Here is a 17,860-nt window from a genome sequence, read left to right as displayed (position 1 = left end):
CAATGATCTTGTTGCGGTCGACAGCCCGGTCGTGTCGCTGTTGGGCCGAACGGGTGAGGAACGGGAGGATGGGTGCATGAGTAGGTACGAGAGGTACGACGTCACCGACGAGCAGTGGGAGGGCCTCGCCCAGGTCCTGCCGCTGCGGGGGCGCAACGAATGGCCCTCCAGGGTCGACCACCGGACACTGCCCGAGCCGTACGAGGCCGTCGAGCAGCGCCGGATGATCGTGCTGCGGGTGCAGGTCTTCGCGGACGCGCGCGAGGTCGCCGAGTACCTCATCGCCCAGATCCCGGTCCTCCTCGACCTGACGGGCGCCGACACCGAAGTCGCCAAGCGCATCCTGGACTTCAGCAGCGGTGTCGTCTTCGGCCTCGGCAGCGGCATGCACCGCGTCGACAAGAACGTCTTCCTGCTCGCCCCCGTGGGCACCGAGGTGGAGGGTGCGGCGGCCGCCGCCGTCCCCCAATCGTAGGAAGACCAACCGGGCAAAACGGTTCAGCGTCGGGGCGCTGCATAGCGTCCCCCTCATGGACTCCGTCGCCGCCTGCCCGACCCGCCCGACAGTCACCCACCTGCGGCTCTCGGCCTTCAAGTCGCATCGCGCGGCCGTCTATCCGCTGGGGCCGGTGACACTCTTCGCGGGGGCGAGCGGCACCGGCAAGTCCAGCGCACTGGAGGCGTACGAGGCGCTCGCGCGCCTGGGCGCGGGCGCCCGGCTCGCGAGCGTCTTCCCGGACGCCGAGGCGTGCGTACCGGAGCGGGCCGGGCCCGACGCCCAGGGCAGGCGCGGCTTCCGGATCGGCTGCACCACCGCCGGGCCGGCCGGGACCGTACGCCTCGACGTGGCCGTCCAGGCCGAACCCGCCCTGCGGATCGTCGGCGAACGCCTCACCGCCGACGGGACGACCCTGCTGACCACGGCGCTGCGGGACCCCGGGCGCGCCACCGTGCAGGCCGAGTGGCACACGGCGGGCAGCGGCGCGCCGGTCACCCGCGCGCCGCTGCCCGACGACCGGCTCGCCACCGCCCTGCTCCCGCTGCGGGTGGCCGGCAGGACACCCGGGCAGTTACGGGTCCTGGCCGCCGCCGAACAGGTCGTCGTCGCCCTGCGCTCGGTCTTCGCCTGCGATCCGCAGCCCCACCGCATGCGCGCCCCGGTCGCCGTCGGCGCGGGACGGCTGCGGCGCGGCTGCGACAACCTGGCGGAGGTGCTCCACCGCACCCGTACCGCCTGCACCCGCCGCCACGCCCGGCTCGCCGCGATGGCCCGGGCGGGGTGCGCCGGACCGGTGGCGGGCCTGGACGTCGAAGCGCTCGCCGACGGGACGGTACGGGCCCTGCTGGACCGGGGCGGTCCGGCGGCCGGCGGCCCGGGCGCCGGGCACGGCACCCCGTTCGGCCGGCTCGGCGACGGCGAACTGCGCTATCTCGCCCTGGCGCTCGTGCTGCTGACCGGTCCGGGTGTGCTCGCGATGGACCAGGTCGCCGAAGTGCCGGGCGCCATGCAGACGCTGACCGTCCTCGCCGACGGATTCGACCGCGGCCTGGACGACCGCCAGACCACATCCCTGCTCTCGCTCGCCACCGGCATCTGCGCCGACGGCCACCTCAGGCTCGTCGGCACGGTCGGCGCCGCGGGCGCCGTCCACGCCCGGGAGACCACCGGAGCGGCAGTGGTAGACCTGGAGCCGTGACAGACATGGACCTTCAGGGACTGCAGCGCCGGCTGGCGGAGTTCGCCGCCTCCCGCGAGTGGCAGCCGTACCACACCCCCAAGAACCTCGCGGCCGCGCTCAGCGTGGAGGCCGCCGAACTGCTGGAGATCTTCCAGTGGTTGACCCCCGAGGAAGCCGCCCGCGTCATGGACGAGCCGGACACCGCCCACCGGGTGGCCGACGAGGTCGCCGATGTGCTGGCGTACCTGCTCCAGTTCTGCGGGTCGTTGGGGGTCGACCCGCTGGCCGCGCTCTCCGCGAAGATCGACCGGAACGAGCTCCGCTTCCCCGTCGGACGGCCTCCAGGACGCTCCGCACGCGCCGATCGTCACTCTTCGGAGTGATCGACTTATTCACATCGAGCTTCCTGTCCACAGATTTCCGAATTCCCCTGGCTTTTGGGCTCAGTCGCACTCACTCTGGGTAGTGGAATGAGTAGCAGACAGTCGTACGAACGGGGGCGGCGTACATGGAAGCGGAGCGGCTCATCGCAGTCGGACGGCATGCCCTGGCCCAGAGCCGGGACGCGCTGGACATCGTGGCCGAGGCCTGGCAGGCACAGGCCCTGGCCCAGGCCGTGGGAAGTCATCTCGCGCTCGGCGGACCGCAGGAGTTGCGGGGCGAGGCGCGCGGGCTCAGTGAGATCGGTGGCGCGCGCGGACCGCTGGACCATCCCGCGCTGCGCACGGGCGGCTTACGGGCCGCGCAGCTCACCGGCGTCGGCGACGCCCGTATCGCGCTGACCGCGCTGAGCGCGCTGCTCGGCGAGGTCGGGATCGCCCTCGTCGGTGTCGCCTGCGCCACCGACGAGGAGGGGCTGTACTGGCAGTGCATCGAGGCGATCGACGCCGCCGACGAGTCGAACGACCGGGTCAGGGGGATGCTGCGCAGACTCGCGGTCCGGGAGAGAGGCAGGTCGCCCGGCGCGGCATGGGGCCGGGCCGACCCGGCGGACTCGACGGCGGGGCCGTCATGATCTCGGCGCAGGCGGTGCGGCGGTGGCCGCGCTCAGAAGCCGGTCTTGTCCTTCGCGCCCTCGGCGTGCTCCTGTACGCCCTCGGCGCACGCGGTCTGCCGGCCGCGCTCGGTGTGCTCGGCCGCCTGTCCGCGGTCCGCGGCGGACGCGTCGCGGTCCGTGCGGTCGGCCGAGGACTGGAGGTCGGCGTCGAGCTGGGACAGGTCGGCGGTGAGCGCCGCCATCAGCTCCTCCATCTGCTGCAGCAGCCCTTTCGGGGCGGCGGGGGTCTTCTGCTCGGGCACGGACTGCCCCACCGGCTGCTCGGGCATCGCCTGTTCGGGCGCGGCTTCCTGGGACATGGCGGCCTCCTCGGCCCAGGCCTTCCCCACGGGGAAAGGCGGCAAGAGAAAAAGACGCACCGGACGACTGCCGCCGGCGCGCGGGCCGGGCGGTCCGGCTCCGCCCGAGCCAACGACGGGTGCCCGCCGCCGGTCACTGGCCACATGGGACCGGGGCGGCCGCGCGGAGTGATATTCACCCGACCGGGCCGGAGCACGCCCCCGGCGGCCTGACAGGTTGACGTTCCACCCGCCAGACCGGCGGAAAGGTTGAGCCGCGAACAGCGGTGCAGGATGGAGGTATGGATCTTCGAATCTTCACCGAACCCCAGCAGGGCGCGAGCTACGACACCCTGCTGACCGTGGCCAAGGCCACCGAGGAACTCGGCTTCGACGCCTTCTTCCGCTCCGACCACTACCTCTCCATGGGATCCGCCGACGGACTGCCCGGACCGACGGACGCCTGGATCACCCTGGCCGGCCTCGCCCGCGAGACCAGCCGGATCCGCCTCGGCACGCTGATGACCGCCGGCACGTTCCGGCTGCCCGGCGTCCTCGCCATCCAGGTCGCCCAGGTCGACCAGATGTCCGGCGGCAGGATCGAACTCGGCCTGGGCGCGGGCTGGTTCGAGGAGGAGCACAAGGCGTACGGCATCCCCTTCCCCAAGGAGAAGTTCGGCCGGCTGGAGGAGCAGCTGGCCATCGTCACCGGGCTCTGGGACACGGAGACCGGCAAGACGTTCTCCTACGAGGGCCGGTACTACCAGCTCACCGACTCGCCCGCGCTGCCCAAACCCGCCCAGACCAAGGTCCCGGTCCTCGTCGGAGGCCACGGCGCCACCCGCACGCCCCGGCTGGCCGCGCGGTACGCCGACGAGTTCAACATCCCCTTCGCCTCGGTCGAGGACAGCGAGCGGCAGTTCGGCCGGGTCCGTGCCGCCGCCGAGGAGGCCGGCCGGTCCGCCGGCGACATGACCTACTCCAACGCCATGGTCGTCTGCGTCGGCAAGGACGACGCCGAGGTCGCCCGGCGCGCCGCCGCCATCGGCCGGGACGTGGACGAGCTCAAGGCCAACGGCCTGGCCGGCTCGCCCGACGAGGTCGTCGACAAGATCGGCCGCTACGGCGCGATCGGCTCCTCCCGTATCTACCTCCAGGTCCTCGACCTCGACGACCTGGACCATCTGGAGCTGATCTCCGCCAAGGTCCAGTCCCAGCTGAACTGAGCGCCCGCGCGCCGCAGGAGGAGCCATGAGACCCGCCCGTACACTCGCCGCCGCGCTCGCCGAGGAGGTCCTCGTCCTCGACGGCGGTCTGTCCAACCAGTTGGAGGCCCAGGGGTGCGACCTGTCCGACGCCCTCTGGTCGGCCCGGCTGCTCGCGGACGGACCCGAGCAGATCGAGGCCGCCCACACGGCCTATGTGCGAGCGGGCGCGCGGGTTCTCATCACCTCCAGCTACCAGGCCACCTTCGAAGGCTTCGGCCACCGCGGCATCCACCGGAAGGAGGCGGCCGACCTGCTCGCCGGCAGTGTGGAGCTGGCCCGCGCCGCGGCCGACCCGGCAGGTCGTGAGGTGTGGGTCGCCGCGTCGGTCGGGCCGTACGGGGCGATGCTCGCGGACGGCAGCGAGTACCGGGGCCGGTACGGGCTGACTGTGCGGGAGCTGGAACGGTTCCACCGGCCCCGGATCGAGGCCCTCGCCGCGGCCGGGCCGGACGTCCTCGCCCTGGAGACCGTCCCGGACACCGACGAGGCCGAGGCGCTGCTGCGGGCCGTCGAGGGGTGCGGGGTGCCCGTGTGGCTCTCGTACACGGTCGAGGGCGGCCGGACCCGGGCCGGGCAGGATCTGGCGGGCGCCTTCGCGCTCGTGGCGGGCCTCGATCAGGTGACCGCCGTGGGCGTCAACTGCTGCACGGTCGACGAGGTGGACCTGGCCGTGGAGATCGCCGCCGAGGCCACCGGGAAGCCGGTGGTCGTCTACCCCAACAGCGGCGAGCGGTGGGACGCCACCACCGGACGGTGGCGGGGCGCCGCCAGGTACGACCCCCGCCGGGTGAGGGAGTGGACGGCCGAGGGAGCCCGCCTGGTCGGCGGCTGCTGCCGGGTCGGCCCGGACCGGATCGCCGAACTGACGAGATCCCTGGCGGCCGGCCCGCCGTGAACGGCCCTGCCGTGAGCCGGACGGCCTCCGCGCACGGGCCCCCTCGCGGGGGAGGGGCCTGCGTCCCGGCACCGTCGCTCGGGAGCGGCGGCGACCCGCCGGCCTGTCACTGGGGAGCGGCCTGTGCCCCGGCCCGTCGGCCTGGGCCGCGTCGCCGGGCGTCCGGCGGGCAGCGCGCGGAAAATGCCTCGTCGGAGGCGTCCGCCGGGACCATACTCGGTCATGTGTTCATGACGATCAGCATCACCGGCACCCAGGAGCGTCCCGCGACCGACCTCGGATTCCTGCTGCACAAGCATCCCGACAAGGCGCAGACGTTCACCACCGCCCACGGCACCGCGCACGTCCTCTACCCCGAGGCGAACGCCGAGCGCTGCACGGCCGCCCTCCTCCTCGAGGTCGACCCCGTGGCGCTGGTGAGGCGCGGCAAGGGCAAGGGCCGCGGTGGCGCGCCCGACGCGGCGCTCGCGCAGTATGTGAACGACCGCCCCTACGCCGTGTCGTCGCTGTTCTCCGTCGCCATGAGCACGGTCTTCAAGTCCGCGCTGCGCGGCGTCTGCGCCGCCCTGCCCGAGCGGGCCGCCGAGCCGCTGCCGCTGCGGATCGAGATCCCGGCCCTGCCCGCCCGCGGGGGAGTGGAGCTGGTGGCCCGGCTCTTCGGGCCCCTCGGCTGGTCCGCCGTCTCGGCCGAACCGGTGCCGCTGGACGCACAGTTCCCGCAGTGGGGCGACTCCCGCTACGTACGGCTCGTCCTGGAGGGCGAGCTGCTGCTCGCCGACGCGCTGCGCCAGCTCTACGTTCTGCTCCCGGTCCTCGACGACGCCAAGCACTACTGGGTCGCCCCGGACGAGGTCGACAAACTGCTGCGCGCCGGGGAGGGCTGGCTCGCCGCCCACCCCGAGCAGAAGCTGATCACCAGCCGCTATCTCGCCCGCCGCTGGGGCCTGACCCGGCAGGCCGCGGAGCGGCTGGAGCTGGTCCGGCTCGCCGAGGCCGACGGCCTTGAGGTCGAGGACGTCGACAACGCCGTCGACGAGAGCGTCGACACGGAGGAGAGGCCGGTGCCGCTCGCCGAGCAGCGCCGCGACGCGATCCTCGGCGTGCTCCGGGCCACCGGCGCCGCCCGCGTCCTCGACCTGGGCTGCGGGCAGGGCCAGTTGGTGCAGGCGCTCCTGAGGGACGTGCGGTTCACCGACATCGTCGGCGTCGACGTGTCCGTACGGGCGCTGACCGTCGCCGGGCGGCGGCTGCGTCTGGAGCGGCTCGGGGAGCGGCAGGCCGGCCGTGTCACGCTGCTCCAGGGCTCGCTGACGTACACCGACAAGCGGCTGGCCGGCTATGACGCGGCCGTCCTCAGTGAGGTGATCGAGCATCTCGACCTGGAGCGGCTGCCCGCCCTGGAGTACGCCGTGTTCGCCGCGGCCCGGCCGGCCACGGTGATCGTGACGACGCCGAACGTCGAGTACAACGTGCGCTGGGAGACGCTGCCCGCCGGGCACGTCCGCCATGGCGACCACCGTTTCGAATGGACCCGCGAGGAGTTCCGCGGCTGGGCGGCCGAGGTCGCCGCACGCCACGGATACGAGGTCCGGTACACCCCCGTCGGCCCCGACGACCCCGAGGTGGGCCCGCCGACCCAGATGGCGGTGTTCCGCCGGACCGACCCGACACCGAAGACCGCGGTGAAGACCGACTCGACCCCGAAGACCGACCCGAAGACCGGTCCGATCCCGAAGGAGGAGCAGGCCGCATGACCACCCCGACCCGTACGCTCGCCGTCACCGACCTGTCCCTCGTCGTGCTCGTCGGCGCGACCGGCTCCGGCAAGTCGACCTTCGCGCGCAAGCACTTCAAGCCCACCGAAGTGATCTCCTCCGACTTCTGCCGGGGCCTGGTCGCCGACGACGAGAACGACCAGAGCGCCAGCCGCGACGCCTTCGACGTCCTGCACTACATCGCCGGCAAGCGTCTCGCGGCCGGCCGGCTGACCGTGGTCGACGCGACCAACGTGCAGCCGGAGAGCCGCCGCCAGCTGGTGCGCCTGGCCCGCCAGTACGACGTGCTGCCCATCGCGATCGTCCTCGACGTGCCCGAGGACGTGTGCGCGGCACGCAACGCGGCCCGCCCCGACCGGGCCGGCATGCCCGCCCATGTCATCCGGCGTCACCGCCGCGAACTGCACCGTTCGCTCAAGGGGCTGGAGCGCGAGGGCTTCCGCAAGGTGCACATCCTGCGCGGGACCGAGGAGGTCGACGCCGCCGAGGTCGTCCTGGAGAAGCGCTTCAACGACCTGCGGCACCTGACCGGGCCGTTCGACATCATCGGCGACATCCACGGATGCAGTTCCGAGCTGGAGACCCTGCTGGCCAAGCTCGGTTACAAGGACGGCGCGCACCCCGAGGGGCGTACGGCGGTCTTCGTCGGCGACCTCGTCGACCGGGGCCCCGACAGCCCCGGTGTCCTGCGCCGCGTCATGGGCATGGTCGCCGCGGGTCAGGCCCTGTGCGTGCCCGGCAACCACGAGAACAAGCTCGGCCGCTGGCTCAAGGGACGCAACGTCCAGCACACGCACGGCCTGGCCGAGACGATCGAACAGCTGGAGAAGGAGAGCGAGGAGTTCCGCGCCCAGGTGGGGGAGTTCATCGACGGACTCGTCAGCCACTACGTCCTCGACGAGGGCAAGCTCGTCGTCTGCCACGCCGGACTGCCGGAGAAGTACCACGGTCGCACCTCCGGCCGGGTCCGCGCGCACGCGCTGTACGGAGAGACGACCGGCGAGACCGACGAGTTCGGGCTGCCCGTGCGCTACCCGTGGGCGGAGGAGTACCGCGGCCGCGCCGCCGTGGTCTACGGCCACACACCCGTGCCGAACACCTCCTGGATCAACAACACCATCTGCCTGGACACCGGCGCCGTCTTCGGCGGCCGGATGACCGCCCTGCGCTGGCCCGAGCGGGAACTGGTCGACGTACCGGCCGAGAAGGTCTGGTACGAGCCGGTCAAGCCGCTGGTGACCGAGGCGCCGGGCGGCCACCAGGGCCGCCCGCTGGACCTCGGGGACGTACACGGCCGCCGGGTCGTCGAGACCCGGCAGCTGGGCAACGTCGGGGTGCGCGAGGAGAACGCCGCGGCGGCGCTGGAGGTGATGAGCCGGTTCGCGGTCGACCCGCGCCTGCTCGCCTACCTCCCGCCGACCATGGCGCCCACGCCGACCTCGAAGACCGACGGCTACCTGGAGCACCCGGCCGAGGCCTTCGCGCAGTACCGCGCGGACGGCGTGGACCGCGTCCTGTGCGAGGAGAAGCACATGGGCTCCCGGGCCGTGGCGCTGGTGTGCCGGGACGCCGCCGTGGCCCGCGACCGGTTCGGCGTGGCCGGCCCGACGGGCGCCCTGCACACCCGTACCGGCCGGCCGTTCTTCACCGACCCCGCCGTCACCGAACAGGTCCTCGGCCGGCTGCGCGCGGCCGTGACCGCCGCGGGCCTGTGGGACGACCTCGACACGGACTGGCTGCTGCTCGACGGCGAGCTGATGCCCTGGTCGCTGAAGGCGTCCGGGCTGCTGCGCACGCAGTACGCGGCGGTCGGCGCCGCGGCCGGGGCGGTGTTCCCGGGCGCGGTCCAGGCGCTGGAGCAGGCCGCCGCGCGCGGTGTCGGTGTCGGAGACCTGCTCACCCGGCAGCGGGAGCGGGCTGAGGACGCGGCCGCGTTCACGGAGGCGTACCGCCGCTACTGCTGGCCGACGGAGGGGCTCGACGGGGTGCGGTTCGCGCCGTTCCAGATCCTGGCCGTCCAGGGGCGGTCGCTGGCGGCCGTGCCGCACGACCGGCAACTGTCCTGGCTGGACCGGCTGGTCGAGCAGGACGCCGCGTCCGGCGGCGGTCTGCTCCAGGCCACCCGGCGGCTCGTCGTCGACACCGGCGACGAGGAGTCGGTGCGGGCCGGGACCGACTGGTGGCTGGAGCTGACCGGCGCGGGCGGCGAAGGCATGGTCGTCAAGCCGCTTCAGGCGCTGGCCAGGGACGGCAAGGGCCGGCTGGTCCAGCCCGGGGTGAAGGTCCGCGGCCGGGAGTATCTGCGGATCGTCTACGGCCCCGAGTACACGCGCCCGGAGAACCTGGAGCGGCTGCGCGGCCGGTTCCTGAGCCACAAGCGCTCGCTGGCGCTTCGGGAGTACGCGCTCGGCCTCGAGGCGCTGGACCGGCTGGCCGACGGGGAGCCGCTGTGGCGGGTCCATGAGGCGGTCTTCGCCGTGCTGGCCCTGGAGTCGGAACCGGTCGACCCCCGGTTGTGACCATCCGGTCGCCGTTTCGGGGGGTGAACAGCGAGCCGCCCGGTGAGGATGAGGGCATGGGATTCCATGTCGATTCCGAGACCGGGCGGCTGCGCCGCGTCATCCTGCACCGCCCGGATCTGGAGCTGAAACGGCTCACCCCGAGCAACAAGGACGCCCTGCTCTTCGACGACGTGCTGTGGGTGCGCAGGGCCCGTCAGGAGCACGACGGGTTCGCCGACGTGCTGCGCGACCGGGGGGTGGTGGTGCATCTCTTCGGCGATCTGCTGCGCGAGGCCCTGGAGGTGCCGGCCGCCCGGGCGCTGGTGATGGACCGGGTCTTCGACGAGAAGGAGTACGGGCCGCTCGCCACCGACCATCTGCGGGCCGCGTTCGACACCATGGACGCCGCCTCCCTGGCGGAGGCGCTGGTCGGCGGGATGACCAAGCGGGAGTTCCTGGCCGCCCACCCGGAGCCGACCTCGGTCCGCTTCCATGTGATGGACCTGGACGACTTCCTGCTCGGCCCGCTGCCCAACCACATCTTCACCCGGGACACCTCGGCCTGGATCTACGACGGGGTCTCCATCAATGCCATGCGCTGGCCCGCCCGGCAGCGGGAGACCGTGCACTTCGAGGCGATCTACAAACACCATCCGCTCTTCACCGGCCCCACGGCAGGGACGTTTCACCACTGGTCGGAGGGGCAGCCCGACTACCCCTCGACCATCGAGGGCGGGGACGTCCTGGTCATCGGCCACGGGGCGGTGCTGATCGGGATGAGTGAGCGCACGACCCCGCAGGCGGTGGAGATGCTGGCCCGGGGGCTGTTCGCGGCCGGTTCGGCCCGCACGATCGTGGCGCTGGACATGCCCAAGCGGCGGGCGTTCATGCATCTCGACACGGTGATGACGATGGTCGACCACGACACGTTCACGCAGTACGCCGGGCTCGGCATGCTCCGCTCGTACACCATCGAGCCGGGGGACACGGGCAGCAGCCTCAAGGTCAGCGACCATCCGCCCGAGCACATGCACAGCGCCATCGCGGCGGCCCTCGGCCTCACCGAGATCCGGGTGCTCACCGCGACCCAGGACGTGCACGCCGCCGAGCGGGAGCAGTGGGACGACGGCTGCAACGTGCTGGCGGTGGAGCCCGGGGTCGTCGTCGCCTACGAGCGCAACGCCACCACCAACACGCATCTGCGCAAGCAGGGCATCGAGGTGATCGAGATCCCCGGCAGCGAGCTGGGGCGGGGGAGGGGTGGTCCGCGCTGTATGAGCTGCCCGGTGGAGCGTGATCCGGTGAGGCCCTGAGCGCCGGACCTGGCCGGGCGGCCGGGAGGGGGCCTGTATAAGAATTCTGACGCTCGTATAGACTTCCACGGTCGTCGTATCCGGAACCCGGGAGCACCGCCATGGCCACTGACCTCACCGGCCGCCACTTCCTCAAGGAGCTGGACTTCACCGCCGAGGAGTTCCGCGGCCTGATCGCGCTGGCCGCCGAGCTCAAGGCGGCCAAGAAGGCGGGCACCGAGGTCCAGCGGCTGCGCGGTAAGAACATCGCCCTGATCTTCGAGAAGACCTCCACCCGCACCCGCTGCGCCTTCGAGGTCGCCGCCGCGGACCAGGGCGCCTCGACCACCTACCTCGACCCGGCCGGCTCCCAGATGGGCCACAAGGAGTCGGTCAAGGACACCGCCCGTGTGCTCGGGCGGATGTTCGACGCCATCGAGTACCGGGGAGACGGCCAGGCGACCGTCGAGGAGCTCGCCGCGCACGCCGGAGTGCCGGTCCTCAACGGCCTCACCGACGACTGGCACCCCACCCAGATGCTCGCCGACGTGCTCACCATGACCGAGCACAGCGACAAGCCCCTCACCAAGCTCACCTTCGCCTACCTCGGCGACGCCCGCTTCAACATGGGCAACTCCTACCTGGTCACCGGCGCCCTGCTCGGCATGGACGTACGGATCGTCGCGCCGAAGGAGTACTGGCCGGCCGAGCCGGTCGTCGCGCTCGCGCGGCAGGCCGCCGAGACCAGCGGCGCCCGGATCACCCTCACGGACAACGTCACCGACGGCGTCCGCGGCTGCGACTTCGTCGCCACCGACGTCTGGGTCTCGATGGGCGAGCCCAAGGCGGTCTGGGACGAGCGGATCGCGGCCCTCGCCCCGTACGCCGTCACGATGGACGTCCTGCGCGCCACCGGCAACGCCGACGTGAAGTTCCTGCACTGCCTGCCGGCCTTCCACGACCTCGGCACCGCCGTCGGCCGGGACATCCACGCCCGCCACGGTCTCACTGAGCTGGAGGTGACGGACGAGGTCTTCGAATCGGCCCACTCCGTCGTCTTCGACGAGGCCGAGAACCGGATGCACACCATCAAGGCCGTCCTCGTGGCCACCCTCGCGGGCGGCGCCGCCCAGTCGTAGGGCACGCGGCAGAGGGGCGGGGCGTCGCGGATGCCGCGGCGACGGGCGAATCGCGCGACCAGCGACCAGCGACCAGCGACCGGCGGGAGCAGGCGTATCGCGTACTCCTGACGACAGTCACCAATCGGTGTTACGCTCGCGAAGAGGTGCCGCCGCCCGCACCCACGCTGAGGGAGGCCCCATCCCATGAGCCCCTTTACCAGCTCCGCGCCCCGCACCGAGGAATGGCGCCACATCCGCCTCACCCTCGACGACGGGGTCGCCACCGTCACCCTCGCCCGCCCCGAGAAGCTCAACGCCCTCACCTTCGGCGCCTACGCCGATCTGCGCGACCTCCTCGCCGAGCTCTCGCGCGAGCGGGCCGTCCGCGCCCTCGTCCTCGCCGGTGAAGGCCGCGGCTTCTGCTCCGGCGGCGACGTCGACGAGATCATCGGCGCCACGCTCTCCCTGGACACCGCCGAGCTCCTCGACTTCAACCGGATGACCGGCCAGGTCGTACGGGCGCTGCGCGAATGCCCGTTCCCCGTGATCGCCGCCGTGCACGGCGTCGCCGCCGGAGCCGGAGCCGTCCTCGCCCTCGCCGCCGACTTCCGCGTCGCCGACCCCTCCGCCCGCTTCGCCTTCCTCTTCACCAGAGTCGGCCTCTCCGGCGGCGACATGGGCGCCGCCTACCTCCTGCCCCGGGTGGTCGGACTGGGCCACGCCACCCGGCTGCTCATGCTCGGCGACCCGGTCCGCGCCCCCGAGGCCGAACGGATCGGTCTGATCAGCGAACTCGCCGACGAGGGCGAGGCGGACGTCCGCGCCGCCCAGCTCGCCCGCCGCCTCGCCGAAGGCCCGGCCCTCGCCTACGCCCAGACCAAAGCCCTGCTCACCGCCGAGCTCGACATGCCCCTGTCCGCCGCCGTCGAGATGGACGCGGCCACCCAGGCGCTGCTGATGAACGGCGACGACTACGCCGAGTTCCACGCGGCCTTCACCGAGAAGAGGCCCCCCAAGTGGCAGGGCCGTTAGCCATGACCGGCCACCCCCTGCGCGTCGCGGTCATCGGCGGCGGACCCGGCGGGCTGTACGCCGCGGTCCTCCTCAAACGCCTCGATCCCGGCCGCGAGATCACCGTCTGGGAGCGCGGCGCCCCCGACTCCACCTTCGGCTTCGGCGTCGTCCTCTCCGACGAGACCCTCGGCGGCATCGAGCACGCCGATGCCGACGTCTACCGCGCCCTGAGCGAGGAGTTCGTCCGGTGGGACGACATCGACATCCTCCACCGCGGCCGCACCCTCACCTCCGGCGGCCACGGCTTCGCCGCCCTCGACCGCCGCCGGCTCCTGCAGATCCTGCACCGCCGCTGCGCCGAGCTCGGCGTCCGCCTCCGCTTCCACACCGAGGCCCCGCCCGCCGCGGCCCTCGCCGCCGACCACGACCTCGTCATCGCCGCCGACGGCGTCCACAGCACCACCCGCCAGGCCCATGCCGACCACTTCCGCCCCCGCATCACCACCCACCGCTGCCGCTACATCTGGCTCGCCACCGACTTCGCCCTCGACGCCTTCCGCTTCGAGATCGCCGAGACCGAACACGGCGTGATGCAGCTGCACGGCTACCCCTACCGCGCCGACTCCTCCACCGTCATCGTCGAGATGCGCGAAGAGGTCTGGCGCGCCGCCGGTCTGGACACCCTCGACGAACAGGACTCCGCCGACCGCTGCGCCAAGATCTTCACCGAGACCCTCGGCGGCCACCCACTGCGCGGCAACAACTCCTCTTGGACGGCGTTCCGCACCGTCGTCAACGAACGCTGGTCCCACGGCCGTACGGTCCTCATCGGCGACGCCGCCCACACCGCGCACTTCTCCATCGGCTCCGGCACCAAACTCGCCGTCGAGGACGCCCTCGCCCTCGCCGCCTGCATCGAGGAACAGCCCAGCCTCCCCGAGGCCCTCGCCGCCTACGAGGCCGAACGCCGCCCCGTCGTCGCCTCCACCCAGCGCGCCGCCGAGGCCAGCCTCACCTGGTTCGAGGAGCTCGACACCTACCTCGACCAGCCGCCGCGCCAGTTCGCCTTCAACCTCCTCACCCGCAGCCGCCGCGTCACCCACGACAACCTCCGGCTGCGCGACGCCCACTTCGCCGACACCGTCGTCCGCGACTTCGGCTGCCCGCCCGGCACACCCCCGATGTTCACCCCCTTCCGGCTGCGCGGAATGACCCTGCGCAACCGCGTCGTGGTCTCTCCGATGGACATGTACTCCGCCGTCGACGGTGTCCCCGGCGACTTCCACCTCGTCCACCTCGGCGCCCGCGCCCTCGGCGGCGCCGGACTCGTCATGACCGAGATGGTCTGCGTCAGCCCCGAGGGCCGCATCACCCCCGGCTGCGCGGGCCTCTACACCGCCGAACAGACCGCCGCCTGGCGGCGCGTCACCGACTTCGTGCACGGCCGGGCGCCCGGCACCGCGCTCGGCGTCCAACTGGGGCACTCCGGCCGCAAGGGCTCCACCAAGCTGATGTGGGAAGGCATCGACGAGCCCCTCGACACCGGCAACTGGCCCCTGGTCGCCGCCTCACCCCTGCCGTACCGCGCGGGCGTCAACCAGGTCCCGCACGAGCTCGACCGGGCCGGGCTCACCCTCGTCCGCGACCAGTTCGCCGCCGCCACCCGGCGCGCTGCCGAGGCCGGCTTCGACCTCCTCGAACTCCACTGCGCCCACGGCTATCTGCTCTCCGGATTCCTCTCCCCCCTGACCAACCTGCGCACCGACGCCTACGGCGGCTCCCTCGCGGGCCGGCTCCGCTTCCCCCTCGAAGTCTTCGACGCCGTCCGCGCCCAGTGGCCCGACGACCGCCCCATGACGGTCCGTATCTCCGCCACCGACTGGGCCGAGGGCGGCACCACGCCCGAGGACGCCGTCGAGATCGCCCGCGCCTTCGCCCGCCACGGCGCCGACGCCATCGACGTCTCCACCGGCCAGGTGGTGCCCGACGAACGCCCCGCGTACGGGCGTACGTACCAGACCCCGTTCGCGGACCGGATCCGCGCCGCCACGGGAATCCCGGTCATCGCCGTCGGCGCGATCTCCTCCTGGGACGACGTCAACTCCCTCCTGCTGGCCGGCCGCGCCGACCTCTGCGCGCTGGCCCGGCCCCACCTCTACGACCCGCACTGGACGCTCCACGCCGCGGCCGACCAGGGCTACGAAGGCCCGGGCGCGCCCTGGCCGGCCCCGTACCGCGCGGGCAGCCGCAAGCCCCCCACCGGCCGCACGGACGGCCCCAAGCCCAGGCTCAGCCTCGGCCCGCTCCCGGGCTCAGGCCGGTAGCCGGCGCGGCCACCACGGCGGCACATGGGACGGCGGGGGGTGACGAGCCCTGGTGCGCGACGCGCGCGGGGCCGTTACGCGCCGGAGTGTGCGCCCGGGCCGTCCGCGCCCTCCTCGACGAAGCGCGCCCCCGCGTCCCTCAGCCGCGCGTGCAGCTCCCCGAACACCGCCGCCGAGCGGGCACCGGGCCAGTCCTGCGGCAGCAGCTCGGCCGGCAGGCCGGGGTCCGCGTAGGGCAGCCGGCGCCAGGAGTCAAGGGCGAGGAGGTAGTCGCGGTAGGCCTCCTCGGCCGGCCGCCGCGCCCCGGCCGGCCAGCCGCGCAGCACCGGCTCGTGCGCCGCGAGGAATTCCTCGTGCTGCTTGGCGATGGACGGCAGGTCCCACCAGCGCCCGACCGCCTCCGCCGTCGCCGAGAACCCCAGATGCTCGCCGCGGAACAGGTCCACGTACATCCCCAGCTGCAACCGCTCCAGCGTGTGCCGGGTCTCCTCGTACAGCCGTGCCGGGGCGATCCAGACGCCCGGTGCCGCCGTGCCGAAGCCCAGGCCGCCCAGGCGCGAGCGGAGCAGGTGCCGCTTGTGGCGCTCGGCCTCGGGCACCGAGAAGACGGCGAGGACCCAGCCCTCGTCGAGCGTCGGCTCGGTGTGCGCGTAGATCCGGCGGTCGCCATCGTCAAGGAGCTGCCGGGCGTCCGGGGAGAGCGCGTACCCGGCCGCGCCGTCCGCCGTGCGCTCGGGCACCAGCAGGCCGCGGCGCTTGAGCCGGGAGACCGACGAGCGGACCGACGGCGCGTCCACGTCCAGCGCCGCCAGGAGCCGGATCAGCTCGGCCACCGGCAGCGGGGCGTTGTCGGGCGTCCGTCCGTACGCGCCGTACAGGGAGACGATCAGGGAACGAGGGGTGTGCTGCTCGGCCACGTGGTCACTCTAGATCGCGGAGGGGAGGGGATCACTCCGGACCGCGCAGCCGGAAGCGCTGGAGCTTGCCGGTGGCGGTGCGGGGGAGCGCGTCCAGGAAGACGATCTCCCGTGGACACTTGTACGGCACCAGCCGTGCCTTCACGAAGTCACGCAGCGCCTCCCGGGTGGTGTGATCGCGGGGTACACCGTCACGTACCACCGTGTACGCCACCACGATCTGCCCGCGCAGCGCGTCGGGGCGCCCCACCACCGCCGCCTCCACCACGTCGGGATGGGCGACCAGCGCCTCCTCGACCTGGGGGCCGGCGATGTTGTACCCGGCGGAAATGATCATGTCGTCGGCGCGGGCGACATAGCGGAAGTACCCGTCGGGCTCCCGTACGTAGGTGTCTCCGGTGATGTTCCAGCCGCCGCGTACGTACTCCCGCTGGCGCGGATCGGAGAGATAGCGGCAGCCCACCGGGCCGCGCACCGCGAGCAGGCCCTCCTCGCCGTCGGCCACCGGCCGCCCGTCGCGGTCCACCACCCGCGCCTGCCAGCCCGGCACCACGCGCCCCGTCGTCCCGGGCCGGATCTCCTCGTCGGCGGCGGAGATGAAGATGTGCAGCAGCTCGGTCGCGCCGATGCCGTTGATGACCCGCAGCCCGGTCCGTTCGTGCCAGGCCTGCCAGGTGGCCGCGGGCAGGTTCTCGCCCGCCGACACACAGCGCCGCAGGGACCCGGTGTCGTGCCCGTCGAGCTCGTCCAGCATCACCCGGTAGGCGGTCGGGGCGGTGAGCAGCACCGACACCCGGTGCCGGACGACGGCGGACAACAGCTGGCGTGGACCGGCCTGTTCGAGCAGCAGGGTGCTGGCCCCCGCCCGCAGCGGGAAGACCAGCAGGGCGCCGAGCCCGAAGGTGAAGCCGAGCGGCGGGCTGCCGGCGAAGACGTCGTCCGGGCGGGGGCGCAGCACATGTTCGGAGAAAGTGTCGGCGACTGCCAGGACGTCACGGTGGAAGTGCATACAGCCCTTGGGCCGTCCGGTGGTCCCCGAGGTGAAGGCGATCAGCGCCACGTCGTCGGCCGCCGTGTCCACGGCCTCGTACACCGTCGGCTTGCCGGCCGCCAGCCAGAGCAGATCGTCCGGGGAGTCCCCGCCGTACGTCGTGATCCGCAGCCCTGGCACCTCCGCCTTGACCAGGTCGTCCACGGTTCGGATGTCACAGAGCGCGTGTGTGCACCGTGCCATGTCACACATGACGGCCAGCTCCTGGGCCCGCTGCTGGGCCAGTACGGTGACCGCCACCGCGCCCGCCTTCATCACCGCCAGCCAGCAGGCCGCCAGCCACGGCGTGGTGGGGCCGCGCAGCAGCACCCGGTTGCCCGGCGCCACGCCCAGGTCGGTGGTGAGCACATGGGCGATCCGGTCCACCCGTTCGCGCAGCTCGCCGTAGGTCCAGACGCCGCCTGTGGCGTCATGGAAGACGGGCCGGTCCGCGCCGAACCGTTCGACCGTACGGTCCAGCAGTTCCGTCCCGCAGTTCAGCCGCCGGGGGTAGCGAAGCCCCGGCAGATCGAAGACCAGCTCCGGCCACTGGTCAGGGGGCGGCAGATGGTCCCGGGTGAAGGTGTCGTGGTGCGCCGACGGTGTCAGCTCCATGGTTCGCCCCCTTGTCGTGGTGGCGTCGCCCATCGAGCGTATCGTGAAGGTGACGACAGTCAACGCTCCGCGATAGATGCGTATGAAGAGGGGG

At 72.8% G+C, this 17,860-nt stretch carries 15 protein-coding genes; 12 read left to right on the top strand and 3 right to left on the bottom strand.

Annotation, left to right across the window (positions count from 1 at the left end; all coding sequences use genetic code 11):
• Positions 1-76: 76 nt before the first annotated feature.
• The 4 genes from IEZ01_RS04900 (at position 77) to IEZ01_RS04885 (ending at position 2,694) form a co-directional block, all read left to right on the top strand.
• Complete coding sequence (locus tag IEZ01_RS04900; RefSeq protein ID WP_019890125.1) at positions 77-475, top strand: cell division protein SepF; 399 nt, start codon at positions 77-79, stop codon at positions 473-475.
• Positions 476-530: 55 nt separating this feature from the next.
• Positions 531-1,697 carry an AAA family ATPase gene (locus IEZ01_RS04895; RefSeq protein WP_019890126.1) on the top strand — a complete coding sequence of 389 codons (1,167 nt, stop codon included), beginning with the start codon at positions 531-533 and terminating at the stop codon, positions 1,695-1,697.
• Positions 1,698-1,702: 5 nt separating this feature from the next.
• Positions 1,703-2,062, top strand: a complete 360-nt coding sequence (locus IEZ01_RS04890) for a nucleotide pyrophosphohydrolase (RefSeq protein WP_019890127.1) — start codon at positions 1,703-1,705, stop codon at positions 2,060-2,062.
• A gap of 125 nt (positions 2,063-2,187) precedes the next feature.
• Positions 2,188-2,694, top strand: coding sequence for a DUF6099 family protein (locus tag IEZ01_RS04885; RefSeq protein WP_019890128.1), 507 nt, complete (start codon positions 2,188-2,190; stop codon positions 2,692-2,694).
• A gap of 32 nt (positions 2,695-2,726) precedes the next feature.
• Here the strand turns inward: IEZ01_RS04885 and IEZ01_RS04880 are convergent, their stop codons facing one another.
• Entirely contained in the window at positions 2,727-3,035 is a 309-nt protein-coding gene (locus IEZ01_RS04880; RefSeq protein WP_019890129.1) for a hypothetical protein, read from the bottom strand.
• A gap of 281 nt (positions 3,036-3,316) precedes the next feature.
• Between IEZ01_RS04880 and IEZ01_RS04875 the strand changes: the two genes are divergently transcribed.
• The 8 genes from IEZ01_RS04875 (at position 3,317) to IEZ01_RS04840 (ending at position 15,204) form a co-directional block, all read left to right on the top strand.
• The gene (locus IEZ01_RS04875; protein WP_019890130.1) at positions 3,317-4,240 is read left to right on the top strand and encodes an LLM class F420-dependent oxidoreductase; all 924 of its coding nucleotides are present in this window, start codon (positions 3,317-3,319) and stop codon (positions 4,238-4,240) included.
• A 25-nt stretch (positions 4,241-4,265) separates the two neighbouring features.
• Entirely contained in the window at positions 4,266-5,177 is a 912-nt protein-coding gene (gene mmuM / locus IEZ01_RS04870; RefSeq protein ID WP_189200044.1) for a homocysteine S-methyltransferase, read from the top strand.
• 224 nt (positions 5,178-5,401) lie between these two features.
• Entirely contained in the window at positions 5,402-6,931 is a 1,530-nt protein-coding gene (locus IEZ01_RS04865; RefSeq protein WP_189200043.1) for a 3' terminal RNA ribose 2'-O-methyltransferase Hen1, read from the top strand.
• The gene (locus tag IEZ01_RS04860) at positions 6,928-9,471 is read left to right on the top strand and encodes a polynucleotide kinase-phosphatase (RefSeq protein ID WP_189200042.1); all 2,544 of its coding nucleotides are present in this window, start codon (positions 6,928-6,930) and stop codon (positions 9,469-9,471) included. Before IEZ01_RS04865 ends, IEZ01_RS04860 begins: the two co-directional genes overlap by 4 nt.
• A 56-nt stretch (positions 9,472-9,527) precedes the next feature.
• Positions 9,528-10,766, top strand: coding sequence for an arginine deiminase (locus tag IEZ01_RS04855; protein ID WP_019890134.1), 1,239 nt, complete (start codon positions 9,528-9,530; stop codon positions 10,764-10,766).
• Between the two features lie 101 nt (positions 10,767-10,867).
• A complete protein-coding gene (gene argF, locus IEZ01_RS04850) occupies positions 10,868-11,884 on the top strand; it encodes an ornithine carbamoyltransferase (protein WP_019890135.1) in 1,017 nt (338 codons plus the stop codon).
• Positions 11,885-12,070: 186 nt separating this feature from the next.
• Entirely contained in the window at positions 12,071-12,898 is an 828-nt protein-coding gene (locus IEZ01_RS04845; protein ID WP_019890136.1) for an enoyl-CoA hydratase family protein, read from the top strand.
• Positions 12,899-12,900: 2 nt separating this feature from the next.
• Entirely contained in the window at positions 12,901-15,204 is a 2,304-nt protein-coding gene (locus IEZ01_RS04840) for a bifunctional salicylyl-CoA 5-hydroxylase/oxidoreductase (RefSeq protein ID WP_189200041.1), read from the top strand.
• A gap of 74 nt (positions 15,205-15,278) precedes the next feature.
• On the opposite strand, the gene IEZ01_RS04835 is transcribed toward IEZ01_RS04840, so the two are convergent.
• The gene (locus IEZ01_RS04835; RefSeq protein WP_189200040.1) at positions 15,279-16,121 is read right to left on the bottom strand and encodes a PaaX family transcriptional regulator; all 843 of its coding nucleotides are present in this window, start codon (positions 16,119-16,121) and stop codon (positions 15,279-15,281) included.
• Positions 16,122-16,152: 31 nt separating this feature from the next.
• Positions 16,153-17,766 (bottom strand): AMP-binding protein, encoded by a 1,614-nt coding sequence (locus tag IEZ01_RS04830; protein WP_189200039.1) that lies wholly within the window; start codon positions 17,764-17,766, stop codon positions 16,153-16,155.
• Between the last annotated feature and the right edge of the window lie 94 nt (positions 17,767-17,860).

The organism is Streptomyces purpureus, from assembly GCF_014648195.1.
Lineage (GTDB): Bacteria > Actinomycetota > Actinomycetes > Streptomycetales > Streptomycetaceae > Streptomyces > Streptomyces purpureus.
The sequence above is the reverse complement of the archived record's forward strand: the minus strand, read 5'-3'. Positions and strand labels throughout refer to the sequence as shown.

Bases quoted from the DNA above. Each gene is read 5' to 3' on its own strand.
- IEZ01_RS04885 (WP_019890128.1), top strand. From the start codon at position 2,188: ATGGAAGCGGAGCGGCTCATCGCAGTCGGACGGCATGCCCTGGCCCAG.
- IEZ01_RS04860 (WP_189200042.1), top strand. From the start codon at position 6,928: ATGACCACCCCGACCCGTACGCTCGCCGTCACCGACCTGTCCCTCGTC.
- argF (WP_019890135.1), top strand. From the start codon at position 10,868: ATGGCCACTGACCTCACCGGCCGCCACTTCCTCAAGGAGCTGGACTTC.
- IEZ01_RS04880 (WP_019890129.1), bottom strand. From the start codon at position 3,035: ATGTCCCAGGAAGCCGCGCCCGAACAGGCGATGCCCGAGCAGCCGGTG.
- IEZ01_RS04845 (WP_019890136.1), top strand. From the start codon at position 12,071: ATGAGCCCCTTTACCAGCTCCGCGCCCCGCACCGAGGAATGGCGCCAC.
- mmuM (WP_189200044.1), top strand. From the start codon at position 4,266: ATGAGACCCGCCCGTACACTCGCCGCCGCGCTCGCCGAGGAGGTCCTC.
- IEZ01_RS04830 (WP_189200039.1), bottom strand. From the start codon at position 17,766: ATGGAGCTGACACCGTCGGCGCACCACGACACCTTCACCCGGGACCAT.
- IEZ01_RS04855 (WP_019890134.1), top strand. From the start codon at position 9,528: ATGGGATTCCATGTCGATTCCGAGACCGGGCGGCTGCGCCGCGTCATC.
- IEZ01_RS04900 (WP_019890125.1), top strand. From the start codon at position 77: ATGAGTAGGTACGAGAGGTACGACGTCACCGACGAGCAGTGGGAGGGC.
- IEZ01_RS04890 (WP_019890127.1), top strand. From the start codon at position 1,703: ATGGACCTTCAGGGACTGCAGCGCCGGCTGGCGGAGTTCGCCGCCTCC.
- IEZ01_RS04895 (WP_019890126.1), top strand. From the start codon at position 531: ATGGACTCCGTCGCCGCCTGCCCGACCCGCCCGACAGTCACCCACCTG.
- IEZ01_RS04875 (WP_019890130.1), top strand. From the start codon at position 3,317: ATGGATCTTCGAATCTTCACCGAACCCCAGCAGGGCGCGAGCTACGAC.
- IEZ01_RS04840 (WP_189200041.1), top strand. From the start codon at position 12,901: ATGACCGGCCACCCCCTGCGCGTCGCGGTCATCGGCGGCGGACCCGGC.